25 protein-coding genes are annotated in these 25,071 nt (G+C 65.1%); 18 read left to right on the top strand and 7 right to left on the bottom strand.

The features are described from left to right. The first annotated feature begins 9 nt into the window (after positions 1-9). From OVA24_RS06275 to rpsI, 18 genes are all read left to right on the top strand, one after another. A complete protein-coding gene (locus OVA24_RS06275) occupies positions 10-1,017 on the top strand; it encodes a hypothetical protein (protein ID WP_267674338.1) in 1,008 nt (335 codons plus the stop codon). Positions 1,018-1,120: 103 nt separating this feature from the next. Further along, complete coding sequence (locus tag OVA24_RS06270; protein ID WP_267674337.1) at positions 1,121-1,411, top strand: hypothetical protein; 291 nt, start codon at positions 1,121-1,123, stop codon at positions 1,409-1,411. Between the two features lie 33 nt (positions 1,412-1,444). Continuing rightward, positions 1,445-1,906, top strand: coding sequence for a hypothetical protein (locus tag OVA24_RS06265; protein ID WP_267671170.1), 462 nt, complete (start codon positions 1,445-1,447; stop codon positions 1,904-1,906). Positions 1,907-1,910: 4 nt separating this feature from the next. Beyond that, entirely contained in the window at positions 1,911-2,213 is a 303-nt protein-coding gene (locus OVA24_RS06260) for a hypothetical protein (RefSeq protein WP_267674336.1), read from the top strand. 4 nt (positions 2,214-2,217) lie between these two features. Next, complete coding sequence (locus tag OVA24_RS06255; protein WP_267674335.1) at positions 2,218-2,535, top strand: hypothetical protein; 318 nt, start codon at positions 2,218-2,220, stop codon at positions 2,533-2,535. Next, positions 2,532-3,443, top strand: a complete 912-nt coding sequence (locus OVA24_RS06250; RefSeq protein ID WP_267674334.1) for a DNA adenine methylase — start codon at positions 2,532-2,534, stop codon at positions 3,441-3,443. The genes OVA24_RS06255 and OVA24_RS06250 overlap by 4 nt, the downstream gene beginning before the upstream one ends. Continuing rightward, on the top strand, positions 3,440-4,849 hold the full coding sequence (locus tag OVA24_RS06245; protein ID WP_267674333.1) for a hypothetical protein: 1,410 nt from the start codon (positions 3,440-3,442) through the stop codon (positions 4,847-4,849). Before OVA24_RS06250 ends, OVA24_RS06245 begins: the two co-directional genes overlap by 4 nt. After that, positions 4,846-5,535, top strand: coding sequence for a hypothetical protein (locus tag OVA24_RS06240; protein ID WP_267674332.1), 690 nt, complete (start codon positions 4,846-4,848; stop codon positions 5,533-5,535). The genes OVA24_RS06245 and OVA24_RS06240 overlap by 4 nt, the downstream gene beginning before the upstream one ends. Next, entirely contained in the window at positions 5,532-5,996 is a 465-nt protein-coding gene (locus tag OVA24_RS06235; protein WP_267674331.1) for a hypothetical protein, read from the top strand. Before OVA24_RS06240 ends, OVA24_RS06235 begins: the two co-directional genes overlap by 4 nt. Positions 5,997-5,999: 3 nt before the next feature. Continuing rightward, positions 6,000-6,266 (top strand): hypothetical protein, encoded by a 267-nt coding sequence (locus OVA24_RS06230; protein ID WP_267674330.1) that lies wholly within the window; start codon positions 6,000-6,002, stop codon positions 6,264-6,266. 31 nt (positions 6,267-6,297) lie between these two features. Beyond that, positions 6,298-6,861 carry a hypothetical protein gene (locus tag OVA24_RS06225; RefSeq protein ID WP_267674329.1) on the top strand — a complete coding sequence of 188 codons (564 nt, stop codon included), beginning with the start codon at positions 6,298-6,300 and terminating at the stop codon, positions 6,859-6,861. Between the two features lie 36 nt (positions 6,862-6,897). Next, positions 6,898-9,030, top strand: coding sequence for a sialate O-acetylesterase (locus tag OVA24_RS06220; RefSeq protein ID WP_267674328.1), 2,133 nt, complete (start codon positions 6,898-6,900; stop codon positions 9,028-9,030). Then, positions 9,030-9,866 carry a hypothetical protein gene (locus OVA24_RS06215; RefSeq protein ID WP_267674327.1) on the top strand — a complete coding sequence of 279 codons (837 nt, stop codon included), beginning with the start codon at positions 9,030-9,032 and terminating at the stop codon, positions 9,864-9,866. Before OVA24_RS06220 ends, OVA24_RS06215 begins: the two co-directional genes overlap by 1 nt. A 12-nt stretch (positions 9,867-9,878) precedes the next feature. Next, entirely contained in the window at positions 9,879-11,618 is a 1,740-nt protein-coding gene (locus tag OVA24_RS06210) for a hypothetical protein (RefSeq protein WP_267674326.1), read from the top strand. After that, positions 11,615-13,435: a hypothetical protein gene (locus OVA24_RS06205; RefSeq protein WP_267674325.1), complete on the top strand. Its 1,821-nt coding sequence runs from the start codon at positions 11,615-11,617 to the stop codon at positions 13,433-13,435. The genes OVA24_RS06210 and OVA24_RS06205 overlap by 4 nt, the downstream gene beginning before the upstream one ends. A 295-nt stretch (positions 13,436-13,730) precedes the next feature. Further along, positions 13,731-14,465, top strand: coding sequence for an N-acetylmuramoyl-L-alanine amidase family protein (locus OVA24_RS06200; protein ID WP_267674324.1), 735 nt, complete (start codon positions 13,731-13,733; stop codon positions 14,463-14,465). 124 nt (positions 14,466-14,589) lie between these two features. Further along, the gene (gene rplM / locus OVA24_RS06195) at positions 14,590-15,021 is read left to right on the top strand and encodes a 50S ribosomal protein L13 (RefSeq protein WP_267674323.1); all 432 of its coding nucleotides are present in this window, start codon (positions 14,590-14,592) and stop codon (positions 15,019-15,021) included. A 19-nt stretch (positions 15,022-15,040) separates the two neighbouring features. Continuing rightward, complete coding sequence (rpsI, locus tag OVA24_RS06190) at positions 15,041-15,436, top strand: 30S ribosomal protein S9 (RefSeq protein ID WP_267674322.1); 396 nt, start codon at positions 15,041-15,043, stop codon at positions 15,434-15,436. Positions 15,437-15,785: 349 nt separating this feature from the next. Here rpsI and OVA24_RS06185 read toward each other — a convergent pair whose 3' ends face one another. The 7 genes from OVA24_RS06185 to OVA24_RS06155 are packed head-to-tail and all read right to left on the bottom strand — an operon-like array spanning position 15,786 to position 25,069. Beyond that, on the bottom strand, positions 15,786-16,934 hold the full coding sequence (locus tag OVA24_RS06185) for an FtsW/RodA/SpoVE family cell cycle protein (RefSeq protein ID WP_267674321.1): 1,149 nt from the start codon (positions 16,932-16,934) through the stop codon (positions 15,786-15,788). Between the two features lie 7 nt (positions 16,935-16,941). Next, positions 16,942-17,733 carry a LysM peptidoglycan-binding domain-containing protein gene (locus OVA24_RS06180; RefSeq protein WP_267674320.1) on the bottom strand — a complete coding sequence of 264 codons (792 nt, stop codon included), beginning with the start codon at positions 17,731-17,733 and terminating at the stop codon, positions 16,942-16,944. A 16-nt stretch (positions 17,734-17,749) separates the two neighbouring features. Further along, complete coding sequence (murD, locus tag OVA24_RS06175) at positions 17,750-19,060, bottom strand: UDP-N-acetylmuramoyl-L-alanine--D-glutamate ligase (RefSeq protein ID WP_267674319.1); 1,311 nt, start codon at positions 19,058-19,060, stop codon at positions 17,750-17,752. A 3-nt stretch (positions 19,061-19,063) separates the two neighbouring features. Next, complete coding sequence (mraY, locus tag OVA24_RS06170; RefSeq protein ID WP_267674318.1) at positions 19,064-20,278, bottom strand: phospho-N-acetylmuramoyl-pentapeptide-transferase; 1,215 nt, start codon at positions 20,276-20,278, stop codon at positions 19,064-19,066. Beyond that, positions 20,278-21,645, bottom strand: a complete 1,368-nt coding sequence (gene murF / locus OVA24_RS06165) for a UDP-N-acetylmuramoyl-tripeptide--D-alanyl-D-alanine ligase (protein ID WP_267674317.1) — start codon at positions 21,643-21,645, stop codon at positions 20,278-20,280. The genes mraY and murF overlap by 1 nt, the downstream gene beginning before the upstream one ends. Beyond that, positions 21,642-23,141: a UDP-N-acetylmuramoyl-L-alanyl-D-glutamate--2,6-diaminopimelate ligase gene (locus OVA24_RS06160; RefSeq protein WP_267674316.1), complete on the bottom strand. Its 1,500-nt coding sequence runs from the start codon at positions 23,139-23,141 to the stop codon at positions 21,642-21,644. The genes murF and OVA24_RS06160 overlap by 4 nt, the downstream gene beginning before the upstream one ends. Continuing rightward, positions 23,138-25,069, bottom strand: a complete 1,932-nt coding sequence (locus OVA24_RS06155; RefSeq protein WP_267674315.1) for a peptidoglycan D,D-transpeptidase FtsI family protein — start codon at positions 25,067-25,069, stop codon at positions 23,138-23,140. The genes OVA24_RS06160 and OVA24_RS06155 overlap by 4 nt, the downstream gene beginning before the upstream one ends. Between the last annotated feature and the right edge of the window lie 2 nt (positions 25,070-25,071).

The raw sequence follows: 25,071 nt of genomic DNA, 5'->3' as shown, positions 1-25,071 counted from the left end.
TCCAACGACATGAAATTCCTGCCCATCTATCTGACCCTGACCGGGGCCACCTCCGGTGCGCTCACCCCCACCCTGGGAGAGATCACCGTCTCCAACGCCGCCAGCATGAACTATGGCGGATCCCTTGCATCCGACGTCCAGAGCTACCTGGCCGGACTGCCTGCCTCCGATGAGGAGAAGCTGCTCGACCTGCTGGCCCCGCCCATCCAGACGAACGACTTCTTCCAGTTCGCGAAGGCGGACGATGAGTTCTTCCTGACGGAAGCGGATGACAGTGACATCCGGGCCATCGGCGGCAGCTTCAAGAAAGTGCAGTTCCGTGGCACCACGGTGACCGACGCCACCCAACAGAAGGGCCTGACCATGGTGGTCGATCACAAGACCCTCCTGAAGCAGAACGGCAAGATCGTTCCCGGCTGGGAGAACCGCCTGGCTGAGTCCCTGAAGCAGCGCCTGGTGCGGGCGGAGATCATCCGCGTGCTTTCCGTCCTGGATGCCGCCGCCGTTTCCGCCGCCAAGGTGTGGTCCAGCGCGACCAATCCGGACGGTGACATCCGCGCCATGGTCCAGGCCACCCGCACGGCCACCGGCCAGAGCGGTCTGGCCACTGTGGTGATGGGCAACGCCGCCCAGCAGCTCCGGCAGGATGCGTATGAAGCGGCGGCCCGCGCCAACCACGCGATGGCCAACCATGCCACCTACACGATGGAACAACTGGCGTCCCATGTGGGTGCCCGGAAGGTCATCATCGAAGACGGCATCAGGCAGACGAAGAAAGGCGCGGCCAAGGTGGATCGCACCGGGCTGTCCGTCTATTCCTACATCGCGGAGCCTGGCACGCAGCTGATGGACCCTTCCAACATCAAGCGTGCGTGGTGCGAGACGCCGTTCAACGGCAAGTGGGCGGTGATCATCAAGCCTGGAGCGGTTTCGACGGAGATCACGGTCTTCCATGAGTCGAAGATCTTCTCCCCGATCACCTCCGGCATCATCAAGCGCACCGTTTCCGACGCCTGATTTCCTCCGCCGTGAAGGCGGACGAATACCCGGCAGCGGGTGGGTTTAATGGGTTTTCCCCACCCGCTGCCTTTCTTCCAAACCCGCAACTCACCTTTCCATCATGGACCGCAAATTCGTTCTCAAGGCTCTCGCCGATGCCGGGGTTTCTTTCCCGGCCAACATCTCCAATGCCAAGCTGGAAGCCCTCGCTGCGGAGAAGGGCATCCCGCTCACCGATCCCGCTGGTGGCACGGAGTCCACCGTCCTGCCGCCTGGTGCCGTCGCTCCGGAGGCAGATACGCCCGCTGATGCTGACGACATCGCCTGGAGGGTCGCCGCCGGACTGTCCTACGAGCAAGCGGTGGAGTGTTCCACCCGCCAGCAGGAAGCGGACGCCGCCGCCCGCAAGTAATCACCCCGACGCCCCGCACCCATCTCCGCCGCCATGTGGATCCCACTGACTGAAGCCGACCTCCTCAGCTCGCTCACCGAGAGCGAGCGTGACGGATTCGGGCGCACCGATGCCCCGGAAGATCCGGGCGACCGTGTGCCGCAGTTGCTGGGTGACCTGGTGGCGGAGATCCGGGGGCAGATCGCGACCTGCACGCAGAACAGCCTCAGCGCGGACACCACGCTCATCCCGCAGAGCATGCGGGCGAACGCGCTGGCGATCGCACGCTGGCGTCTGCTGATCACGGTGCCGTCCTACCAGCCCGGCGATGCCCGGAAGCTGGAGTACGAAAACGCCGTCAAATACTTCGCCCAGGTCGCCCTCTGCAAGATCCGCCCGGAGCCGCCGGACGATGCGGTGCCGAACCCGGTGCCGGAGGAAACCGCGCAGCATGGCGTGCAGGTGGTTTCCGGACCGGGCCTGCGCACGGGCCGCCAACGCATGAACGGACTCTGACACGATGATCCGCGGACTTTACCACCAGTGCCATCGTCTCCGGCAGCGGCTCAACGAGCTGCTGTCCGTCGAGACGGATGATCCCGCTGAGGAAGCCAGCGCCACGGAGCGCGTTCCCGCCGTGCGCATCGAGCTGGCCGCCGTGGAGGGTGCCGTGCCGCGCCGCCTGGTCTCCATCGCCATGATCGAGGGGCTGGTCTCCGAACTGGATCAGGACCCTTTCAAATCCGCCCACCTCACCCTGGCGATCCGCCACCTGGAGGATGCCTCCATGCGCCTGCGCCGCGAGCTGGGCGACACCGTCTGAAACCATGTCCAAGGAAGTCCATCTGACCGAACACGGCGAGGCACGCGGCAAGGAGCGCGTGGGCCTCAACGCAAAGGCGCTCCGCCGGACGGCGGCGAAGGCCCGGGCGGAGGGACTGCGGCCCACCGACACGAACGGCAGGCTCCGCCGCTACCTGGACAAGATCTCCATCGAGCATCCCGGACGGCATCCCCGGATCCATGGCGAGCACATCTTCATCTTCGCGGCGAGCACCCTGATCACGGTGCTGAACCTGCCGCATGAGTTCCGCAACGCGGCGGCGAAGGCCCGCCGGAAAAAGTTTCCATCCACCGACGAATGATTTCCACCGCTCCATCTCCCAACTGCTCCGCCCTCGGCGATGTCGATCTGGCATTCATGCTGGAATCGCTGGCAGGCATGATGCGCCGCCCCGCGCCGGTGGTCGGCGCACCGCAGCCGGTGGTGGGCTGGCAGGGTGGCAAGCGGTGGCTGGTCAAGGAGCTGGTGCCGCTGATCCCACCGCACAAAACCTACGTCGAGCTGTTCTGTGGTGGCGGTGCGCTTCTGTGTGCGAAGGCACCGTCCAACGCCGAAGTCATCAACGACCGAAACAGTGACCTCGTGAACCTGTTCCGGGTGGTGAAATACCATCTGGATGCGCTGCTCCAGGAACTGGAGTGGAACCTCAACAGCCGGGCGGAGTTCGCGGACCACAAGGCGCAGCGCGGACTGACCGACATCCAACGTGCGGCGCGGTGGTTCCTGCGGATGAAGAACGGCTTCGGCGGCGCAGCGGACCACTTCGGCACGTCGAAGTCCGGAGGTGGCGCGGCGTTCTCCTCCAAGGAGGGGCGGCTCGCCCTGCTGCGTGCGTTCAACCGCCGCCTGGACAGCGTCGCCATCGAGAACCTCGATTGGAAAGAGTGCCTGGAACAGTACGATTCCAAGGTCACTGTTTTCTTCTGCGACCCTCCCTACACCACGGGCGTGGCGCACTACGGTGCCTGGACGATCGATGACCTGGCGCGGTTCCGGGAGGAGGGCCTGGACCAGATGAAGGGCACCTGGATCCTCACCATCGACGACACGCCTGCGAACCGTGGGCTGTTCAAGGACTGCCACATCACGACGGTGGGCCGGAAGAACGGCATCGCCCACAAGGCGGACGGAGGCACCTCCCAGTATCACGAACTGATCATCCGGCCTGACGATGGCCGCCACCAACCCATGGAGCTGAACCTGGAATGATCGACTTCACGACAGAGCGACCGCTGGAAGATGCGGTGGCACGGCTGGGCAAGCGGACGCCGCTGGGCGCGACGCTGTCGTCCGCCGAGTGGTCGCGTGTGCCGTGGGAGATCCGGGAGGTGAGCTTCTTCTCCGCCCATGTGGAGTGCGAGCGGCTGCTGGCCATCATGCAGGGGAAGATTCTGCGTAGGGTGAGACTGGAAAAGGAGAAGCTGGCGAACGGTGAGGAGATCACCATGGACCGTGGCCGTTTCATCGCGGAGATGCAGGACGAACTGCACGCGCTGGGCTACCAACCGAAGCCCGCCGACCAGGGAACAGTCCGCGACCTGTCGAGTGCCGGCAGGCTGGGCCTGATCTGGGACATGCAGCTCGGCTTCGCCCGGGGGTATGCGAACTGGAAGGCATCCTTTGATCCGGATCTGATCGAAGCCGCGCCGTGTTGGGAGCTGATCCGCGAGGCGGACCGCGAGGTTCCCCGTGCGTGGGTGGCGGAGATCTGGCCGGACCATGGCGGGAAATTCTATGGCGGCCGGATGATCGCCCTGAAGAGCGACCCGATCTGGAAATGGATCTCCGACTTCGGCGTGCCGTGGCCGCCGTTCAAATGGGGCAGCGGCATGGGCGTGAAGAACGTCCGCTGGAGGGAGGCCCGTGAGCTGGGCGTGCCGGGGATCGATGATCCCCAGGAGATGCCGGACATGGACCTTGCAAGCGGCGTGCAAGCCTCCCGCAAGAACCTGCCCCAGGTGTCCGAGGACCGGCTGCGCAGCGAGTTCGGCGACACGATCCAATTTGACCAGGACAAGATTTCATTCCATCCTACCCATGACGCCGATGAGCAATCGATCTCACAGCAACTCACGTCCCGGGCGCGGGCCATCGCCGACGCCGGACGAGATCAGATCCTTCGGTCTCGATCCGAAGACGATGCTGCCGCCTGGCCATCCGGTTTCGATTCTGGCGAATACGACGAAGAAATCCTCGCCAGCACCAGTGCCGTCGCGGTTGGCCGAAAAGCACTATACCACGATGAGTGGGGAAGTTTTGCGGCGGCCTTCGCAAACCTGATCCGCGACTGGCTGCCGGACAATGTGATGGTCCGGTATCTGGACGGCCACGTGTATGCGTGGCGGCGGGACCTGCTGAAGCTGCGTCCGGATGAGATCCACGCGCTGAGCGCCGGGCTGGATCCACAGAACGGGGTGCTGCTGGGCTACGGGCAGAACCTGGGCGATGAGCCGTTCTCCACCGTCACGCTGAAGATCGGCGGGCGGGTGGTCGGGGGGTTCAGTGCGCCGCGTGGCACGGCGAAGGTGTATGCCTCCGCCCGGGCGAAGGATTTCTCCGATGCGACCGGCGAGCCGGTGAGCGTCCACATCAACGGAGAGGAGGTGGCGCTGTGATTTCCGTCCAGGTCATCGTCCAGGACAACAGCCGGGTGATCCTGGTGGAGGTGCAGTCGGCGGTGAAGAACCGCACCGGGCTGAACAAGGTGCTGGCCGCCCGCTGGGCGGATGAGCTGAAGGATCACTTCCGCAGCAAGAACGCCACGCCGAACAAGCTGGGCGGGAAGCGGACGAATTTCTGGAACGGCGTGGCCGCGGATACCGGTGTGGCCGAAGTGACGGAGGATGGCGCGGTCCTGACCGTGGCCAACCAGGCGTTCCGCCTGCACCTCCATGGTGGCACGGTGACGCCGAAGAAGGCGAAGGCCCTCACCATCCCGATCGTGCCGGAGGCGCATGGCCTTTTCGCCCGCACCTACGAGACGACCTATGGCCGGAAGCTGTTCACCATTTCCCCGAAGGTGCCGCTGCTGTTCGAGCGGAGCAACCAGGCCACCCAGAGCCTGACCGGGCAGACGGACGGACGGGTGCGGGTGCGTGGCAACCGCCCGGGTGAGATGGTTTCCAAGCCGGTGAGGATCGCGGCACGGACGCCGATCCGTCCGGTGTATTACCTGGCGGACTCCGTGACCATCGAGCGGGATCCGGAGGCCCTACCACCCCGTGAACGGGTGGAGGCGGCGCTCATCGAGGAAGCCACGGATTTCCTGGAACGATCCATGAGGAAAGGAGGGCTGGCATGAGCACCGCACCCCTGATGCTGCTGCGCGAGAAGATCGCCGCCCGGATGGTGGAGGAGGGTGTCTGCACGGCGGACGCCATCATCATCAAGCGGGAGACGGACATCTGGAATGACATCGCCCGGGCGGTGGCATCGCGGAAGGTCCCGGACCGCACGGCGTGGGTGATCGGCATCACGGAGGGAGCCTTCGTGGATGACACGGACATCGTCGTGGACCTCACCATCCCGATCACTTCGTTCTGCCCCATCACCCTGGAGAAGGGCGCGGCCCCGGAGGAGGAGAAGTGGCACACGATGCTGCACGCCCTCCATGGATGGGATGACGGCCAGCACTGCAACTACGAGCTGAAGGTCCGCTCCTTCAACGACGGCCTCGCTCAGTCCGATGGACGCCCCGCGTGGCACGCCCGCGAAACCATTTTCACGATCCGACACCATATCCCGAAACCAACCACACCCTGAATCATGAGCAAGACCGCCAGAATGACTGCTGCCAAAGCAGCACCCGCCGCAGTTGTGGCAACCGACACCACCCCAGCCCCCGCCGAGCCTGCGCCCGCTGTTGAGGTCGCACCTGCCGCCGCGCCGCTCTTCCTGTGGGTGAAGGTGCTGAAAGGCGGCATCAAGATCGCCGGAGGCACCGCCGCGGCGGGCCGCACGCTGAAGGTCAGCCAGGAAGTCGCCACCTACCATGAGGGACAGGGCAACGTGAAGGTCCTGGGCACCGTCTGATTCCACCAACCACACACCGACCACCACCATCATGTCATACCAACTGGAGAAGATCATCATCGGTTGCTTCGCGGCTTTCGTCCCGAAGGGAACCGTCATCGGCGAGAACACCGTGGATTCCGGATTCTATCCGGAAGACGAGGAGGATCTGGAAAACTGGAAGACCCTGGGCTGTGTCCTGGACAGCTCCTTTGAAGCGGTCAACGAACCTGGAGAGCCGGACTACTGCCCGGACCCGGTCAACGGCGGCTACTACAAGGAGGAGGAAAACAACATCGTGAAGGACATCATCAAGATGACCCTGAAGTGTTCCTCCGAGATGTTCTGGCAGCTCGCGTGGGGGATGAAGACCGCGCCGGTCGACGGCACCCCGGTCACCCCGTTCGCCGACAAGCTCCGCGCCGTGGAGGGCTGGCTCAACTTCGAGCAACGGGACCAGAACAACGTCAAGAAGGTGATGGCCGTGGTCTACGGTCGTTTCAGCCTGGACGCCGCGCCGAGCTGGACGAAGGACCGGACGAAGCCTGCCTTCCGCTTTGAGGTGATCCCGTCGTCGATCGCATCCGTTGAGCCGAAGAACATCGCCGGTGCCTGATCCCCACGCAGCCCGCCACACCCAACCACCACCGTCATGCCCACACCGTCGCCCGTTCCAGACACCGATGCGCCCACTCCCGGCACCGTGCCATCCCTGGTGGCGGGCGGCAGTGCGCCATCACCCGCCGCTCCGCCGTCCGTAGGGCCATCTCTGCCTGGCGGAGTGGTGGCTCCGCCGCCGGAGGTGATGCCGGAGGTGCCTGTCCAACCGCCTGCGGGATTCCTGCCGTCCACCAAGGCGGACACGGATGCCGGGAACATCCCCGCCCGCACGTGGCGGGCGGCGCTCAATGGCGGGGGCGATGGGTATTTCGCGGTGCGGCACCCACTGGCGGTGGCCCAGCGTTGCCATGTCATCCTCTATGGCCAGAGCAATGCGTCCGGATCCGATGCGGTGCCGGTGCTCACCACCACGGCGGTCTATGATGCGCTGCGATTCTCCACCGGGGTGCGCGGAGCGGGCGGTGGAGGAGTGACGGCGGTATCCCTGCTGGAATCCACGGATGATACCCAGGGAGAGACGCCATGCTCCGGTGTGGCGCTGCAATGGACGGAGTCCGGCACGACGGATGGCGCGGCGCGGTTGATCCTCAGTGCCGTCGGCTACGGTGGCTACGGGATTAACCAGCTGGTCAAGGGCACCGCCCCCTACACTGACCTCCTGTCCAGGGCGAGCCATGCGCGGACACTGAGTGGAGGTGCGGGTGTGAGCCATGCGGTGGCGGCCGTGGTGTGGGTCCAGGGTGAGAGTGACGGTGCCATGGCGCAGGCCACCTACCTGGAAAAGCTGCTGGATCTCCGCGAGGATCTGCAGGCGGACCTCCGCAGCCAGGTGCTGGGTGGTGGCGAAGATTTCCTCCACCTGCCGATGGTCCAGCCGTCCGCACACATCAACGCGGGTGGTGGCCCGGCGCTGGCCCAACTGGAGGCCGCCGTGCGCAGTCCCTACCACCACCTGGTGGCCCCTGCCTACGCGCTGCCCCATGCCAACAACATCCATTACTCCGCGCTGGGTGCCCAGATGGCGGGGCGGGCCGCCGGGCGTGCCCTCCGTGAGCTAGCGGAACATGGAGATGCGCGGACGCTGATGCCGATGGGTGCCAGCAGCCGTGGCCGTGAAATCATCTGGTTCTGGGATGTGCCGGTGCCGCCGCTCCTCCTGGACAGTTCCGCGCTGCCGCCGACTCCGAGCCATGGGTTCCAGGTGGAGGACGAAGATGGGATGGTGCCGATCTCCTCCATCGAGGTCATGGAGGACCGGGTGAGGATCGTGGTGGCCAGGGACCTGGAAGGTGATACGGAGGTGCGCTATGCGCTGGACAACAACGGCACGGGCATCATCAACGGTGCGTCGGGAAATCTCCGTGATTCCACGGCGGATGCGTTCTGGATCGATGGGGTTTCCCATCTGCTGCCACGGGCGGCCCCACATGCGAAGCGGTCCGTGAAACACCTGCGGCATGATGCTGCGGATGTGATCCTCCCTGGCGAAGTTCCGCTGGAGGAAGACGCGTTCGACCACTGGCAGTTCGGCACCGACAGCAGCTCACTGACCGGACTGGTCAATTCCGAGGTGCTGACGCGGGCGGGTGTCCTCGCCGCGACCTATGAGGAGTCCTCCATCATCCTGCACAAGGATGATCCGGGGTCCCATCTGCAAGGGCTGGTCAGCACGATGCCGGACGGGATCGAGCAGACCATCCTGGTGGTGCTGCGCGTGCCCACGGAAGTGGTCGGCGGCACCTACCAGATCATCGCCGGGACGGCGGATCCGTTCACGGGATCGGGACTGACGATCGATTTCGCAGGCCATATCAAATTTTCGAATACCCTCAACGCCTTCAACCTCCCCTTCACCTCCGCGATGAATGGCGGGGAAACGGGAGCCTGGATCTGCCTGGTATTCCGCGAGGGTGCCGGGAAGTTCGGCCTGCTGCTTTCCGGTGTGGGCAACCGGGAGTTCCACGACTACACCACCGGGACGAAGGATCCGGTAGAGCGGAACGTGGGCATCGGGAACTGCTACGCGAACTACAGCAACTGCAATGACGCGGACCTGGAGTTCGCCGAGCTGGTTCTGTGGAACCGCCGCCTGTCCGTCCGTGAGTGCATCGACGCGCTCACCCGTTCCCGGATGAGGATGGCACAACGAGGCGTGTTTTTCTGATGATCCGCAGCCTGGTCAAGATCGAGTTCGTGCCGGTGACGGGTGATCCCATCACGCTGCTGGACTACGACGACGGCATGCGTGACTACGTGCGGTGGCCGATGCAGCAGGGGGACTTCTCCGCCGGTGCCATCGGCGCGGAGTATGCGGCGGGGATCTCCCTGGGCAACGCGAGCTTTTCCCCGGCGTGGACGCGGCGGGTGCTGCATGACACGCACCATGAGGCGGAGGCGTATTGCCAGGACCACCCGGCGGCGATGCCGCTGGGCGTGCAGGGGAAGTTCCGCTACTCCATCCAGGGCGGCAACGTCTATGAATACCACCACGCCCGGGTGCTGGCGTGTGTGGTGGCCCGGCTGAGAGAGCGGAAGAACGGGAAGGAAGTCACGATCACGGAATACCGTGGTGCGTGCGGCAAGCGGGAGGTGGTCAGCACGGCGACACCGGATCCGGAGGAAGCCACGCCGGGTGATGTGCCAGCTCTGGTGCCTGATGGCGGCGACGCGATGCCCGGGCACCCGCCGTCCGTGGTGGTGGGTGAACCGCCCACCGGACCGGACCCGCTGCCGCTGCTGTGGGGGGTCACGCTTTCCGGTATCACTGATCCATCTGCGGCGAACGGGAACGTGCCGAAGACGGGGCTGTCCTCCGGGTATCTGGTATTCACCGACGCGGATGTGACGGTACAGCGGACCGGCGGGATCTGGAAAATCCAGGGCAGCGCTGGAAAAGGATTCAATGGGGAGGCCGCGGACTATCCGTGGGAAGTGGAAACGTGGACGCCGTATGGCGGAGCCACGGGCACGCCCGCTGTCTCCCCGGTGTGGGCAGGGTAAACGATCACGAGCATGGCCAACGAGAATGACATCAAGTTCCGTCTGAAGACGGAGGGAGACACGTCCGGAGCGGACGCCGTCGAGGAGTCGATGGTCGATGCGAAGGATGCGGCCAAGGATCTGGGCACGGCTTCATCGTCGATGGCAGCGGCGACCGCTGCGGCAGGCAAGCAGGCGGCTGCGGCGGCGAAGGCGGTGGCCCAGAGCCACGCGGAGATCGCGAAGTCGATGTCCACCCAGGAGCTGGAGGACTACGTGGCAACGATGACCCAGCTCACCGAAGCGGAGCGGGAGCAGTGGATGCAGTCCAAGCAGGTGATCGCGGTCCAGAACGAGCTGGAGACACGCCGGTCGGCGGCCCGCCAGCAGCTCGATGAGGAGACGGCGGCGATCGTCAAACAGCAGGATGCCCTGAAGGAAAAGATCCGGCTGGAGGAGCAGCACATCCAACGGCTGGAGGATGTGGAGGAGGCGAAGCGGCGCGTGGCCGCCCGGGACAAGGAAGCGGCTGCTGCCGGGAAAAGCCAGGGCATCGGTCCCGAACTTCTTCCCGCCGGATCCACGGCGAGCGCGACGGCGGCCGCCGCCGGTGTGGCCGCGATCGCTGGAGCCGCGAAGCTGGGGTCCGACGCGGTGATGGAGGTGCTCTACCGCTACCGGGAACTGCGGAAGGAGATGACGCAGTCCGAGGCACAGATGGGTGCGTGGACCGACTCCATGATCGAGGTGATGGAGTGGATCACCAGCCCGCTGGACAAGCTGAAGGGGGCGATGGTTTCCCTGGCCGGTCTGGATGAGCTGGAGAAGTCCCTGGAATGGGGCCGGGAGATGGAGGACCTCTACAAGAAGACGAAGGCCGCCCATGATGCGTATGCCAAATCCGTGGCGGATGATGCGACGAACCGGGCGCTGCGCAACCAGCTCGCCAGCATCAATGAGCAGACGGCGGCCATGGAGCGGCAGATCGGCATCCTCCGTGCGCGGCGGGAACTGCTGGAAGCGAAGGCACAGGTAGCCGACAAAGCAGCACTGGCGAGCGGTGAGGATCCGGCGGTGGTGGCGATCAATGAGATTGTCCGCCAACAGGTGGCACGGGTGGCGGAGGTCAATGAAGCGGTGACCCGTGCGGAAGGCGCTCTAGCTGGAGCGGAAGCCGAATTGAGCGTGGCCATTAAGAGGCTGTTCGATCTCCAGGAGCGAGGTGGAACTCGTGAAGAGATTCAGCAGGCGACCGCTACCATGGAGGATATGGACCGCAAAGTCCAGGAGGCGAGCAGAGGTCTGGCTGATGCGAAGGTGGAGGCGGGGATACAGATTGAAAAATCTCAGGTGGAAGCGTCGGAGGGCATCAGGGAAACGAAGGATAAAGCGTTGGAGGGGCAGAAGGAGGCTGCTGGAAAGCAACGCGAGATCATTGCTGAGCTGACCAAGGACGCTATTGATGACGTAAAGAAGAACTTCGATAAGATCGAGGAGGGGGGCGGCAAGATAAAGGGCGAGTCGAAGCGGCTCTATGAGGCGATCGTCAAAATGCTGAACGACAGTACGCCGGACGATCAGCAGATCGCTCCGATCCGCGCGTCGCTCGAAGCACTCTCCCGATCGATGGACAAGAAGGATGACACGATCATCGAAGGACTGACCAAGGCTGCGGCCGGTTTGACCGCGACGGAACAGAAGATCGTTGAGCTGAACAACAAGTTCGACGGGGTCATGCGCCGGTTGAACTCCATGACCCCGGAATTCCGATGATCGAATACACGCCACCATATTATCTGATCGGCGAGGCGGGGCGGTCGCTGGATGCGACGCCGCGCACGCTGGAGGAGCTGGGGATCACGGACGGGACGCTGTCCCTGACGAGCCTGGACATCGACCGGCTGACGTTTTCCATCCCGGCATTCATGGTCACGCACCTGATCGATGACGGTCAGATGATCACGCTGCGCGACAGCGCGACGCCGACGCCCCGGGTGCTGTTCCACGGGAAGGTGATGCGCGGCTTCCAACTGAAGGCAGGCGTGTATTCCTTCCAGGCGGAAAGCGTGTGGAAGCAGCTGGCCAACGCGCCGCTGGGCGGGGCGACCAATGACCGGCCCTACCGGGTGTATCCTTCGCAGAGCATCGGCACGACGGTGTCCAGCCTGGTGGGCCTGGCACAGGCGGCGGGACTGCCGGTCCAGGCGGGGACGCTGCCGACCTTTTACGCGGCACCGAAGGCGACGCTGAAGAGCCGGTCATTCGCCGAGGCGATCTCCTTCATGCTCCAGATGGTGCCGGACGCGGGGACGCGGATGGACTACAGCACGGCCCCGCTGCCGAAGCTGACCTTCACGCGGCGGACGGCTCCGCATGTGATCGACGTGGACGTGGAGGGCCACGGGCTGGAGGATGCCCGGCTGGTTCCCCAGGAGTGGCGCAGGGCGCTGGGGGTGACGATCCACTACGCGTCCCGGACGAGCTACACGGAGGCGTCCCTGGTGACGCAGACGGGTGGCAACACGGCGGCGGAGGCGAGCCGCCAGATTTCCCTGATGCTGTCCGGCTACGAGCGGACGGATGCCTTCAACCGGGAGTCTCTCCAGGCTGCGATCCAAGCCTACAATGAGGCGGCGAAGGCGTTGAGCGAGGAGGGGGCGGCGATTGACCAGATCGCGGCGACGGCGCTACTGAATGTGTTCCCGCAGTGGGACGCGCTGAAGGAGATCGACCCGGCGATCAAGGCGGCGTTGGCTGCGGGGTCGTTCACCATGGAGCGGGTGGCGAACAGCTCGTTTTCATTTTACACCTACTACTACCGCTACCCGGGTGAGGGTAATCCGCCGCCGCACGACATGACGGTGCCGACGGAGGCGGCGACCATCCGGCTTGCCAATGGCAGCCAGCCAGGGACGCTCGGGCTTCACACCATCAAGCCGAACACCTTCACTGATGCGCAGCTCGCTCTGGCCGGGGCGACGAAGACGCAGGTCTGGCTGCGGGGGGAGTACCGAGGAACGAGCGTGGGGCAGGCTTTCAACGCCGGGCTGTCACACCTGAAGACCAACCAATCGAGCAAGGTGCGGGAATTCGCAGGTTACACGGGCACGAACACAAGCCTCACCCAGGCGGGCGGGCAGAATCCGAGCCAGTTGAGGCGATTCTACTTCTACAAACCGGACATGCCGCTGTGGGCGATCAACAAGACCCCGGCGCAGGTGGCGCAGGCCGTGAAGGGCCAGATCGGCACGGATCTGGAGGAGCTGGGGGAGCAGGCGGCATTCGTGGAGCCGCCGCCGGGGTTCGCGCAGAACTATTTCGAGGCCCAGGACTGGACGCCGATGACGGGGTCGCTGGTGTTCCGGGCGGATGCGCCGTGGAAGCCCGCGCCGGGCGACCGGGTGCAGATCACCGGGGCAAACGTGGATCCACTGTGGGAGACGGCGGAGGCCCCGATCGTGAGCGTGTCGATCGACCTGCGGACGGGGATGCTGACGGCGCAGGCCGGGTTCGCCCCGAGGCAGAACATCAGCAGCCTGCTGGACGCGCTGAGGGTGGCTCCGGAGGACAACCTGGACGTGGAGGCGTGAGCGCCTTGCAAGGGTGCTGCACGGGGCGTGCAGGGAGGGTGCGAGGACCGGCGGGGTTATTTTGCAGTCGGCTCAGGGGGCGGAAACGACCATTTTTCTAATCTGTCCGGGGAAATTTCTAAAGTGTCGCGGCGGCTTACCGCCGATGCTCCGGCCTGGGACCGCGGAATTCATTCCGCCCCGGTGAATCCAGCCAGCGAATCCAAGCGGGATGAATCCCGCGGTCCCGGTCCGGACCAACCGCATCCCCATTTCCCCGCTCGCCTAACAGCAAAAGATCCTCCACTCTTCCACCATGGATTTCCCCTTGAAGCCATTTCTGGCCCTCGCCGTCACCGCCTTCCTCGCCTCCTGCGGCGCGCCTTCCGGCACCGGTTCCTCTTCCTCCGGACGCGACCACTGGGGCCACCGTCCCGGGCCGAAGGGATTCCGCACCGTCATCATCGACGCCGGACACGGCGGGAAAGACCCCGGAGCGGTCAGCCGCCACACCGGCCAGCAGGAAAAGGAACTGGCTCTGGACACCGCCAGGCGCATCAAGGCGGAGCTGGGTGGATTCCACACCATCCTCATGCGGTCCGGGGACGAGTTCATCGACCTGGACGACCGCGTTTCCCGCGCCAACCGCCATGGCGACGCCATTCTCATCAGCGTCCACTACAACAGCGGCCCGTCCGGCATCCGTGGCCCGGAGACCTACTACTGGCGGGTGGACAGCCACGGCCTGGCCGTGCGTCTGCAACGCGCCATGACCAGCGTCAGCCCGTCGGAGGCAGGCAGCCGTGGCCTGGTCCGCCGCCGCCTCCGCCTCACCCGGAATCCGGAGATCCCCTGCGTCCTCATCGAGTGCGGCTACCTCAGCAACCCCGCGGAGGCGCGCCTCGCCCAGTCCCCCGCCTACCGTGACAAGCTCGCCAAGGCCATCGCCGGGGCGATCAAAACCCAGGCCGCCATCGGCGACTCCGGCACCGGCCCGCTGCCGCCGCCCATCAACGCACCCATGAGCCGCCCGACCGACGCCCCGGAGTGAAATCACCCGTTTTCCGTGAAAATCCCGCCCCGCCGGAATATTTCCCGGTTGACACGCCAGAAGCCACTCCCTAGTTTGCCCGCCCCTCCGCCGAACCGCGCGGAGATTTCCTTATTTGACGCACATGAAGACGTTTTCCGCCAAGCCGCACGAAGTCGAGCGCAAGTGGTATGTGATCGACGCCAAGGGCAAGGTCCTCGGCCAGGTCGCCGTGGAGGCAGCCCGCCTGCTTCGCGGCAAGCACAAGCCCACTTTCACCACCCACGTTGACACCGGCGACTTCGTCGTCGTCATCAACGCCGATCAGGTCGTCCTCACCGGCGCCAAGGAAACCGCCAAGATCTACACCCGCTTCTCCGGCTACGTCGGTGGCCAGAAGGTCGAGACCCCTGCCAAGGTCCGCGAGCGCCGCCCGGTCCTCCTCGTCGAGCGCGCCGTCTGGGGCATGATCCCGAAGAACCGCCTCGGCCGCGCCCAATACGGCAAGCTCAAGGTCTATGCAGGTGAGTCCCACCCGCACGAAGCCCAGGCTCCGGTCGCCTACGCCGTCAAATAATTCCAAATAACGACCTCTCATGTCCGCCACCGCAACTCATAACGCCACCGGCCGCCGCAAGACCGCCGTGGCCCACGTCTGGCTTTCCGAAGGCACCGGCCAGATCATCATCAACGACCGCTCGTTCGAAGAATACCTTCCGACCGTCGAGCTCCAGAACGCCATCCTCGGACCGTTCCAGCACGTCGCCGCGGTGAACAAGTTCGACCTCAAGGTCGTCGTCAAAGGCGGCGGCATCCACGGCCAGGCCATCGCCATCCGCCATGCGATCGCCCGCGCCCTCACCAAGGTCGATCCGGAAAACCGCAAGCTCGTCAAGCCCCTCGGCTACCTCACCCGTGACCCTCGTATGAAGGAACGGAAAAAGGCAGGTCAACCGGGCGCCCGCGCGCGCTTCCAGTTCTCCAAGCGCTGATCCGCCGGACAGAACTTCCAAAAAGCCGCATCCCTCACCGGATGCGGCTTTTTTTGTGAGCAGATGTAGCGAATCCCGTGAGAGATTCGGCGGGGCGTCGATCCACTCCCTGGAGCATGGCCGCCGCCTGAAAGTTTCACCCGTGGATGGCAGGGACGCCATTGCGGCATAGCCGCTGTGTCCGCTCCGCTCCCATTCCATGGCGTCCGGCTGGGGCAGTGTCTGATGCCGCGGGGTCGGTTTCCGGGCATTGCTCTCTCTGATGATATCGGTCAGACCATCAGGGAATCGGGATCATGGGATGACGGGACGTTCACCCAGCCGAATCTCTCACGAGATTCGCTACCCCTCACAGCCTCACCGACAGCCGCGTATCCTTGCCCAGCGGGAAGGCGCCCGGCGGAGCTTGGTTCGACACCCGGTGGATGCCCACCAGCAGCCCCACGGCCGCCAGGCTGAACACCAGGCTCGTTCCGCCGTAGCTGACGAAGGGCAGCGGCAGGCCGTCGTTCGGCAGCACCGCCGTGGTCACGCCGATGTTCACCATCGCCGGAACCACGATCACCGCCGTCAGGCCGATGGCCAGGCAGCGGTTGAAAACATTCGTCGCCTGCACGGCGATGGCCGTGCCAGCCACCGCGATGAGCACGTAACAGATGATCACCCCGAGCGTGAAGGGCAGTCCCAGCTCCTCACCGATGACCGGGAAAATGAAGTCGATGTGGGCGAAGGTCAGCGTGCCGAACTTCTCCACCCCGTTTCCGAGGCCCACGCCCCACGGACCGCCGTTGCCCAGCGCCAGCAGCGCGCGCCATTGTTGCATCCCCTTGTCCAACTGGTGGACGGGATTCTCAAGGTCCAGCCACGCCTGGATCCGCGACCAGCGGTTTTCGTTGTGATAGACATACACCGACGCCAGCGAGATCACGCTGAGAGCCGTCGGGACGATGAAGCTCAGCCGGGTGCCGATGGTGTAGAGCACCGCCCCCGCCGCAACCGACAGGGACAACGCGGAGCCGACGTCCGTTTCCGCCGCGATCGCCAGGATCGGGCAGCCGACGATGATGCCCGGAATGATGAAGCCCCGCCAGAAGGTGGTGACCTCCGTCTGCCAGCGGGCGAACCACGCCGCCAGCGACATGACCGTGACGATCTTCGCCAGCTCCGACGGCTGGAACGTCCCCAGCACCGGCACTTCGATCCAGCGCTTCGATCCGTAGATCTCCACGCTGATGCCCGGCACGAAGCAGAGCAGCAGCAGCACCAGGGAACCCATCCACATCCACGGAACCATCTTCCGCATCCACTCTCCCGGCATGAACGCCGCCACCACGGCGAGCACCAGGCCCACCACCACCATGATCGTCTGCTTGCGCAGGAACATGTAGGACTCGTCCACCCCCTTCACCCAGGCACTGGTGCTGGCGAGCATGACCAGGCCGAGCGCCACAAGCGCGGCGACGGCAAGGCAGAGGAGGATGGAGGCGTGGCGGAACATCCGGGGATCAGGGGATCGTGAGGGTCATGCCCAGCTTCAGTTTTTTCGGGTCGGAGATGCCATTGGCCCGCATCAGGGCCTTCTGGTCCACCTTGAACTTGTTCGAGATGCGCCAGATGTTGTCGCCGGACTTCACCACGTACTTCTGGCCGGATGCGGCGGAGGTCTTCACCGGCGGCGCGGCGGCGGCCGTCTGGCGGGCGGCAGGTGCCTCACCCGCAGGGCGGACGAGCTGGGCGCGCGGCGCACCCGTCGTGTCCAACGGCACGGCCTCCACCAGACCGTTGTCCTCGATCGCATCCGGGTTGGTGATCGCCTCCACCTCGGGCGGCGTCATCGCCACCACCTTGCGCGGCGGGATCTTCATCAGGAGGCTGGGGACGATGTCCACGTGGTTGTTCGCGGCGCGGAGATCCTCCACGTCCACCTCATACGCGGCGGCGATCTTGTCGTAGTTGTCCCCCAACTTCACGCGGTGGACCTGGCCGCCGTCGGACAGCTTCGGCAGTTCCCGCGCGGGCGCCACCACCGCGGCTTTCTTCACCACCGCCTCCGTCGCGGGCGCCCCCTTGTCGAGGAACTTCTGGTGGAAGAAGATCAACCCGATGACCACGATGTGGATCAGGAAGATGATGGTCAGCGCGCGGGAGATCTTCGAGCTGTGGTCGTCATGCTCGAACATGTCGTCCGCCGTCGCGGTCGCGGCGCGCTGCTTGCGGCTGCGGGTGACGGCGCTCAGACGTTTGAAGATGCCCTTGCTGGCAGGAGTGCGTTTGACGGGAAGGGTGTGAGATTTCATGGGTGGAATGAACGGATCAATGAAGCTGGTGGACCAAATCCCTGAAAGTGTTGCCGCGTTGTTCGTAACCGGAGAACTGGTCGAACGATGATGTGCCCGGTGAAAGCAGGATGGTGGAGCCACGGGGGGCGAGTTCCCTCGCCGCCTGCACCGCGTCCGCCAGGGTGACGACGGACTGGCACGGAACCACCTGTGAGAACAGACCGCCGAGCGGACGCGCGATCTGTCCGAAGGTAACGGCTGCCAGCGCCTTTTCTTTCAGAAGCGGCAGCACCGGCGTGTAGTCCAGGCCCTTTTCCTTCCCACCCGCGATGAGGACCACAGGGCGGGTCTGGGAACGCAGCGCGCTTTCCAGCGCGTGGAGGTTCGTCGCCTTGGAATCGTTGAGATACTCCACGCCATCCAGCGTGCGGATGAGTTCGCAGCGGTGGGGCGGCGGCGCGTAGCCGTGCAGCGCCTCCCGCATCACGTGCATGGGGATGGACAGCGCGGCGCATGCGGCGAATGCGGCCATCGTGTTCTCCGCATTGTGCAGCCCGCGCAGCGCGGTGTCCCGGTCCAGGTTCACCACGACCTCCCCTTTGAAGGTGATCTCGTGTCCGTCGGAGAACCACTCCACGGATGGGTCCGTCGTGGAAAAATTGACGATGCCCGGTGCGATGGCGGGCAGATCCTCACCGGCGCGCACCACGGCGGTGTCCTCCGGCATCTGGTTTTCGAAAATACGCAGCTTCGCCGCGCGGTAGGCCTCCACCGTCGGGTAGCGGTCCATATGGTCCGGCGCGAAGTTCAGCCAGATCGACACCACCGGATGCAGCGTGCGGATCGTCTCCAGTTGGAACGAACTCAGCTCCAGGGAAACCACCGCCGGCGGCCTGCCTGTGAGAATGACCTCCGCGAACGGCACGCCGTAGTTGCCGCAGGCCACGCCATCCAGCCCGGCATGCGCCAGGATGCGCGCCACCAGTTCCGTGGTGGTCGTCTTGCCGTTGGTCCCGGTGATCGCGATGATGCGGCCGGTGAAATACCTCGCCGCCAGCTCCACCTCGCCGATCACCTCTCCGGTGCCGGTGGAAAACGCGGCGACGTAGCTGCCGTAGGTGTCGATGCCCGGGCTGACCACCAGCACGTCGGAAACCAACGCGCGCCCCTGTTCCTCCGTCGCTTCCGGATGGATCTCCACGCCCTCCGGCATGCCGGAGAAAGCCGCGGCACCCGCCGTGTCCCACACGCTCACCCGCGCGCCCTCGCGCAGCGCGAGCGCGGCGGCGGCCCGGCCGCTGCGGCCGGCACCGAGGATGGCGACATGTTTTCCGGAGAGACTCATGGTTCAGGCGATCTTGAGAAGGGCGAGACCGAACAGCGCGAGCATGATGGAGATGATCCAGAAACGGTTGATCACCTGGCTTTCATGCCAGCCCAGCAGTTCGAAATGGTGGTGGATCGGCGACATCTTGAAGATGCGCTTCTTGCGCAGCTTGAAGCTGCCGACCTGGAGGATGACCGACATCGCCTCCATCACGAACACGCCGCCGATGATGACCAGCAGCAGCTCCTGCTTCGTGCAGATGGCCGCGGTGCCCAGCGCGCCGCCGATGGCCAGCGACCCGGTGTCACCCATGAAGACCTTCGCCGGATGGCAGTTGAACCACAGGAAGCCGAAGCCCGCCCCCACCAGTCCCACCATGAACACCGCCAGCTCGCTGATGTAGCGGTTGTGCGGGATGACCAGGTATTCGGCGGCCATGTAGAAATGCCCGGCCAGGTAGGCCAGCACCGCGTACGACAGCGCGACGGAGATGGTGCAGCCGGTTGCCAGGCCGTCCAGCCCGTCCGTCAGGTTCACCGCGTTCGAGCAGCCGATGATGACGAAGGCGAAGAACGGGATGACCAGCCAGCCGAGATCCACGATGGGCGACTTGATCAGCGGGAAGGTGATGGCACCGATGCCGATGGGCTGCTGGCCCAGACGGTACCCCGCCAGCCCTTCGAGCCGCTGCGCGTCCGTCGCACCGAAGCCGGAGATCTCCGGTTTGAAGAAAATGAACGCCGCGGCCACCACCGCGATGACGAGCTGCCAGAACAGTTTCTGGCGGCTGCTCAGGCCGTCGGACTTCTTCTCCTTCACCTTCTTGTAGTCATCGCAGAAGCCCAGCAGGCCGCACGCCGCCATAGTGCAGGCGCAGACCGCGACGAAGGGATTGAACGGACGGGCGCAGATGAAGGTGGCGATGAGGACGCTGCCCAGGATGAGCACCCCGCCCATCGTCGGCGTGCCGATCTTTCCGCCATGCAGTTCCGCGAGCTTGTGGACCTCCTCCGCGTTGCGGATGGGCTGACCGACCTTCAGCGAGATCAGCTTCCGGATCACCCGCGGGCCGAAGACGATCGACAGCAGGAACGCGAGGATACCCGCGCACGCCGCACGGAACGTCACGTATTGGAAGAGGTTCAGGAACGAGAACGTGTGCGCCCAGCCTTGGTTGCCGGAAGCTTTCTCAGCCTCGAACGCTTGGTACCAGAAATCGTAAATCGCGGGGAGCATCAGTTATTACGGGGAAATGCGGCATTCATCACCTTCTCGACGGTGGCGGAGCGGCTGCCCTTGAACAGCACGGCGTCGCCCGGCTTTGCCTCGCGCGACAGCCAGTCGGCGGCCTCCGCCAGATCCTGGAAATGCGGGGCGTCACCCGCTCCGGCGGCGATGCCCTCGGCACCCTGGCCGACGGCGATGACGGTGAGTCTTTTCGAAGCGGCCAGCTCCCCGGTCTTCAGGTGGGCGGCGGGCGCATGCGGGCCAAGCTCACCCATCCGCCCGAGGACGATGATGCGGCGCGCGCCGTTCGTCACCGGAGTGTCCGCCAGGGTGTCGATGGCCGCGGCCATGGATTCCGGATTCGCGTTGTAGGTATCGTCGATGACCTTGATGCCCTCGTAGTCATAGCTGCGGAGGCGGCCTCCGGTCAGCACCGCGCCGGACAACCCGGCGGCGATTTCCTGCGCCGTCAGGCCCAGCTTCCAGCCCACTCCAGCGGCGAGCAGCGCGTTGGTCACCATGTGGCGGCCCGGTACCGGCAGGTTGACCGGCACGGGCTCCAGACCATGGATCACCAGCGAGAAACGCGTGCCGTCCGCATCGAAGTGCAGGTCCTCCGCACGCACCTGGCCGCGGCCATTCCCCACCGGGATGATGGTCGCGCGCGTGCGCTGGCGGAAGTATTCATTGAAGTCGCAGCACGCGGGCAGGAACAGCTTCCCGTCCGCAGGCAGTGCCCGCGCCAGTGTTCCCTTTTCCTCGGCGATGGCTTCGCGGGAACCGAGGTACTCGATGTGGGCGGTGCCGATGTTGGTGATGATCCCGTACTTCGGCCGGGCGATCTCGCACAGCGGAGCGATCTCCCCGGAGTGGTTCATGCCCATCTCCCACACCGCCGCGGTGTGTTCCTCCGTGGTGGAGAGAACCGTCAGCGGCACGCCGATGTGATTGTTCAGGTTCCCCACCGTGGCGGAGACGTTGAAGCGCTGGGAAAGGACCGCTTTCGTGAAATCCTTCGTGCTGGTTTTCCCGTTCGAGCCGGTGATGGCCACCACCGGGATGTCGAGCTGCTTCCTCCACCAGTGGGCCAGGATCTGCAGCGCGAGCAGGGTGTCCCTCACCTCGATCACGGCGCAATCAGCGGGCACCTCACCGCTCCACGCATGGACCACCGCCACGGACGCGCCGTCACGCAGCGCCTGCTCCGCGAACCGGTCGCCGTCGAAGTTCTCCCCCCTCAGTGCGAAGAACGCCACACCCGGCTTCAGCTTGCGCGTGTCCGTCGAAACACCGGCCGATGCGAGCGCGACAGGGTCTCCCGCGGCAACTTGCGTGCCGAGGATCTGCGCGATTTCGCTGGCGGTCAGGGGTTTCATCGTTGGTCGGCGATGGATTGGGCGCGGTCCCGCAACGCCTTGGAGGCGTGCTTCCGGTCATCGAAGTCGATCGTTTTGTCGGCGAACTGCTGGTAGGGCTCGTGACCCTTGCCCGCGATGAGGATGATGTCTCCGGAGCGGGAGGCCTGGACGGCGAAGGCGATGGCCTCCGCGCGGTCCGGGATGCTGCGGTGCGTCTTGCCACCGGCACCGGCCTCGATGTCCTTGATGATGGCGAGCGGATCTTCCGAGCGCGGGTTGTCCGAAGTGATGATGAGGGCGTCGCTGTGGAGGGCGGCGGCCTCCGCCATCAGCGGGCGCTTCTTCTTGTCCCGGTCCCCACCGCAACCGAAGACGGTGATGAGGTGGCGCGGGTTCAGATCCTTGATGGTGCGGCAGGCATTTTCCAGCGCGTCCGGCGTGTGGGCGTAGTCCACGAAGACGGTCGCCCCGCCCGCGTTTCCGACATACTCCATGCGGCCCGGAACCTGCGGGGACTCCGCAAGCGCGGCGATGGCCTCACGCGGGCGGATGCCACAGGCGCTGGCCGCGGCGATGGCGGCGAGGAGGTTGTAGGCGTTGAACCGGCCGATGAGCGGAGAGCGGACGAGGTAGGATTTCCCCTTCGCCGTCAGCTCGAACTCCATGCCCTTCGCGCTCTGGCGGAGGTTGTTCGCGCGGAAGTCGCAGTGGACGCCGAAGCCGAAGCGGATGACCGGAAGCCTGCCGTCCAGGCTCTCCACCAGCTCCGCGCCATACGCGTCGTCAAAGTTGACCACCGCCACCGGCTTCTTGCCGAGCGGGTCCGCGGCCAGATCCAGGAACCACTGCTGCTTCGCCTCGAAATAGGCGTCCATCGTGCCGTGGTAGTCCAGGTGATCCTGCGTGAGATTCGTGAAAACCGCCGCGTCGAAGCCGACGCTGCCGATCCGGTTCTGGTGGATGCCGTGTGAGGAAACCTCCATGGCCGCGCCACGGCAGCCGTTGTCCCGCATGCGGGCGAAAAGACCGGAAAGCTCGATGGAGCCGGGCGTGGTGTGCTTCGCCGTTTCCACCTTCTCCCCGTCATCCGTCTGGATGGTGCCGAGCAGGCCCGCGCGGTGCCAGACGGTCTTCATGATGTGGTGGATCAGGAAAGTCGTCGTCGTCTTTCCGTTCGTGCCGGTGACCCCGGCGAGGGCGAAATCCTTCCACGGATGTCCGGAGAACTCCGAGGCGATGGCGGCGACCGCCTTCCGGCTGTTGGGCACATGCAGCCATGTCGCAGGACCGGTGTAGTCCGCCGGTGGCGCGGCCTCCGAAAGGATGGCCGCCGCTCCGCCCTCGATGGCGGACGGGATGAACTGGTGGCCGTCGGTCGTCGTGCCGCGGATCGCCGCGAACAGGGCGCCGGGCCGGACTTCACGGGAAGAGGCGGTGATGGATTGGATCTCCACGTCGAGCGACCCGGTCGGGGTCACTTTGGAAAGGCTGGAAATGAGGTCGCGGAGGATCATTGTTGATTGGAACTGGCCAACGGGGGTGAGACGGGTTCGGTGGGCTTCAAATTCATGTGGATGGCGACACGGGCCGCGATCTTGCTGAAGGCGGGGGCGGCGACGGTGCCACCCGCGACATTGACGACGGAGGAATGCGGCTCGTCGATGACCACGGCGCAGACGAAGGCCGGATCATCCGCCGGCATCATGCCGATGAAGGAGGTGATCTTGCGGGTGGGATCGTAGCCACCACCCGGACGGTGCTTCCACGCGGTGCCGGTCTTGCCCGCCACCTTGAATCCTTCGACCGCGGCGCGGGTCGCGGTGCCACCCTTTTCCGTCACCTTGGTCAGCGCGGTGCGCATCTTCTTCGCCGTCGCGGGTTTGAGCACCTCGTTGACGACTTCCTCGGCGAATTCCTGGACGATGGTGCCGTCGTTTGCCACCAGCGCCTTCACGATCCGGGGCTTCCGCAGCTTGCCGTCACCGGCGACCACCGAATACGCGCTCGCCATCTGCAGCGGGGTCACCGCCGCCGCGTAGCCGTAGGACGTCCGGGAGAAGTCGGTCGGGTTTCCGGTGTTGCGGATGTAGCCGCGGCTCTCGTCGCTCAGCAGGATTCCAGTCCTCTTTCCGAAGCCCCAGCGGTCCATGTACTCATAGAACCGCTTCATCCCCACCTGACGCGCCAGCTTGTAGGTGCCGATGTTGTTCGACTTCAGCAGGATCCCCTCGAAGGTGAGCTGCCCCGCCGGATGGCTGTCCGTGACTTTCACCGAGCCGTCGATGAAGAGGCCGTTGTGGCAGAAAATGGAGGTCTGTGGCGTGACCAGCCCTTCGTTCAGCGCTGCGGACGCGGCGATGATCTTGATCGTTGAACCCGGCTCGTACGTCGTCTGGATCGCGTAGTTCCAGCTCGCCTCGGCGATGTTCTGCTTGTGGTTGAGATCGAAATGCGGGCGGTTCGCCATCGCGAGCACCTCGCCGGTCTTGGGCTCCATCAGGATGATGGTGCCCTTCTGCGTCTTGAATTCCTTCAGGCAGGCGTCCAGTTCCTCCTCGACGATGGCCTGCAGGCCCATGTCCAGCGTGAGCTGCGCGTTCCATCCGGCCTTGGGCGGCATGATGCTGCCGGAGTTCCCGGGAACCACCAGACCCCGCGCATCCCGCTTGTGCTTGCGCCAGCCGTCGCGGCCCGCGAGGTATTCCTCCAGCGCCTTCTCGATGCCGAAACGCCCGACCACGCTGGTCTTCGTCTTGCCCTCGTCATCCGTCTTCTCCACCTCTCCGGTGAAGCCGATCAGGTGGGTCGCCATGTTCGGCGTGGTGTACCAGCGCTTGATGGAGCTTTCGAACTCGAAGCCCTGGAGCCAGTTCTGCTCCACCGCCTCACGCAGGCGGTCCGCGACGTCCTCCGGCAGGTCCTTGGCGATGGGCAGCCACTTGCCTTTCGAGCCTTCGATCTTTTCCCGCATCTCATCCCGGCGCATGCCGAGCGGCCGGGCGAGGATACCCACCGCGGCGGAAAGGTGCTGCTGCACGATGACCTCCGGAGTCTCCCGGTAGCGGGAGAGGATCTCCCCGCGCAGGCCGTTGATGAGCTTGCGCCGGTCGCTCTCCGGCAGCTTGTCCCAGCCGGGGGTCGTGCTGCTGGCCTCCTGATAGGCCAGACCGTAGGCTGCCAGCTTCGGATCGTTGAGGTGGTTCTTGTCAACGAAGACGGTGGAGACCGGGATGCTCTTCGCCAGCGGCTCCTCGTGGCGGTCCACGATCATGCCACGCGTGCCGGGCAGGCGCTCCGTCCGCTGGAACGCCTTCGCGGAGCTTTCCGCGTAGCGCTGCCGGTTCACCAACTGGATCTGCACCAACCTCGCGGACAACCCGCTGAGCCCGGTCACAAGGACCAGGCACAGGACGATGCTGCGGTTTTGGAAACTACGGCTCACGG

It is taken from the genome of Luteolibacter sp. SL250 (genome assembly GCF_026625605.1).
Classification (GTDB): Bacteria; Verrucomicrobiota; Verrucomicrobiia; order Verrucomicrobiales; family Akkermansiaceae; genus Luteolibacter.
Note: the sequence above shows the minus strand (reverse complement) of the source record. Positions and strands in the feature narration are given on the sequence as shown.